2 protein-coding genes and 1 pseudogene are annotated in these 2,104 nt (G+C 67.8%); 1 reads left to right on the top strand and 2 read right to left on the bottom strand.

Translation table 11 applies throughout. The annotated features are described in order from the left end of the window. Positions 1-748, bottom strand: a pseudogene (locus tag AC1DZ6_RS24055) (Localization factor PodJS); the annotation flags it as partial. A 213-nt stretch (positions 749-961) separates the two neighbouring features. Here AC1DZ6_RS24055 and AC1DZ6_RS24050 point away from each other — a divergent pair. Further along, the gene (locus AC1DZ6_RS24050; protein ID WP_477099623.1) at positions 962-1,174 is read left to right on the top strand and encodes a hypothetical protein; all 213 of its coding nucleotides are present in this window, start codon (positions 962-964) and stop codon (positions 1,172-1,174) included. On the opposite strand, the gene AC1DZ6_RS24045 is transcribed toward AC1DZ6_RS24050, so the two are convergent. After that, on the bottom strand, positions 1,134-2,104 hold a 971-nt coding region (locus AC1DZ6_RS24045; protein WP_477099622.1), incomplete at its 5' end, for a GNAT family N-acetyltransferase. The genes AC1DZ6_RS24050 and AC1DZ6_RS24045 overlap by 41 nt on opposite strands.

Raw genomic sequence — 2,104 nt, 5'->3', positions numbered from 1 at the left:
GGGCCTCGGCCGTGCGGGCCTCGGCGGCTTCCAAGCGCTGACCCAGACGGGCCACGACTTCTTCGACCAGGGCCGAGGGATCGCCGGCGCCGACGCCGGCCTGGTTGTCCAGGCGCTGCTCCAGATGGGCGATGGTCTCGCGGGTGCGGGCCTCGCCTTCGTAGAGGTGGCCGGCGACCTTGCCGAGCGCGCCTTCAAGAGCACGCAGCGCCTCGGCCGAACGCGGACCGGCGGCTTCGGACTCGATGCGGCGCAACCGTTCGGCGGCGCGGGTGTGGTCGGTCTTGATCTCGTCGACGACGCCTTCGAAGCGGGCGGCCACGGCGACCTGCTCGCGCTCGGCGGCGACCAGGCGTTGAAGCGCGCCACGAACGGATTCGTCGATGCCGTTGATGGCCTGGGCCGAACGCTTCTCGGCCGACTCGATGCGGTCGGTCAGGCGGTCCAGGGCGACGGCCACGCGGCCGACCTCGTCGGCGGGATGTTCGCGGGCTTCGATGCGCGACGGCGCGGCGCCGCGGGCGGTCTCGTAATAGGAAGGGCTGGGGCGTTCGTTATTGACCGCCAGGGAGGGACGGCTGGGCTCGCCGAAGGCTTCAAGGGCCGAGGCGTCGAAGCCCTCACCCTCGATGATCATTCGATTGAGCCATTCACCCAGCGTCATGCCGGAGCGACGCGCAAGGTCCTTAGCGACCTCCCGTGCCTTGGGGTCGATCCCCTTAACGCTCCATGGCGCGGCGGCCGTCATCCGAATCGTTCCCTATGCACCTGGGAACCAACGCTAGACACCGATTCCTAGCGTGTAAACGCGACCAAAACCGCTACATATAGTTATGGTCTAGATTAACTGTGGATGGTTAACAGGCACACTTCTCCAACGTGTGTACCTAAGATTCGGCTGCACGTGGTTAACGCGCGTTAAGAATTTGCATGGCCGATTGTCGCAGGCCATGAGAGGCGAATGGACCTTCTCACGACCCTCGCCATCGCCGTGGCCGCCCTGCTGTTCACCGTCTTCTGCGGCTGGCGCGGCGCCCGTCCGATCAATGTTTTAAAGGGTCCGCGCATGATGCCGTGGCGTCCGCTGATGGTGGCCGGCGCCGTCGTGACCCTGCTTCTGGCGGCCCATATCCTCAATCTGCTGGGGATGAAGACGGGCGACCCGCGCTACTAGGTCGCGGCCTTTTGGTCAGGCCGGAGACGCCGCCGGACGACAGCAGGCCGATATCGGCGAGCAGAAAAGGGATCGCCCACTTGGCGGGCGCGGCAATGTAGCGCGGCTGCCAGACCGGGTCGTACTTGTCCTTGTACCGCCGCACGCCCTGGAAATTGTAGATTTCCTCGCCGCGCTCGTAGAGCAGGCGGCCTACCCGCGACATGATCGGGGCCAGGGGGCGGTCGTCCAGGCCGGCCAGCGGCGCGACGCCGAACTCGAAGGCCTGGTAGCCCTGCTCCTTGCCCCAGCCCAGCAGCTCGACGAACAGGTAGTCCATGACGTTCTTGGGCGCATCGTCGGAGTAGCGCATCAGGTCCATCGAGAACGAGACTTTGCTGGCCGTGGTCCACAGGGTGGCGAAGGCGACGATCTGGTCCTCGACCCGCACCAGGGCCACCGGGAACTCCGCCACGTAGCGCTCGTCGAAACCGCCCATCGAGAAGCCCTTCTCGCCGCCGGCGTGGTGGCCCAGCCAGGCGTCGGAGATCGCCTTCAGCGTCGGCATCACCGCACGGACCTGGTCGGCGGGCAGGACCTCGAAGGCCGCCCCGCCCTCCCCGGCCTTGCGCCAGTTGCGGCGCAGGACCTCCCGGCGGCGGCCGGCCAAGGAGAAGGCCTCCAGCGGCACGGCGGCGCTCTCGCCGGTCTTCTGGATGGCCAGGCCAAGGTCGACGCTGTCGGGCAGGTCGGCCGGACCCAGGGCGTAGAAGCCGGCGCGGGCGGCGTGGGCGTCGGCCAGTTCGCGGAACCGCCAGAACAGCTCCATGCGCTCGTCGTCGCGACCGACCGGCGGTCCCATGGCGATCCACGACCGGCCACGCACGCCGAACATCAGGAAGCTCTCGCCCGAGGCCGAGAACAGGAAGCGCTTGTCGCCCAGCAGGGCCA

It is taken from the genome of Caulobacter sp. P1_B12_2 (assembly GCF_056406675.1).
Note: the sequence above shows the minus strand (reverse complement) of the source record. Positions and strands in the feature narration are given on the sequence as shown.

Coding starts and splice junctions, on each gene's coding strand:
- AC1DZ6_RS24050 (WP_477099623.1), top strand. CDS start 962: ATGGACCTTCTCACGACCCTCGCCATCGCCGTGGCCGCCCTGCTGTTC.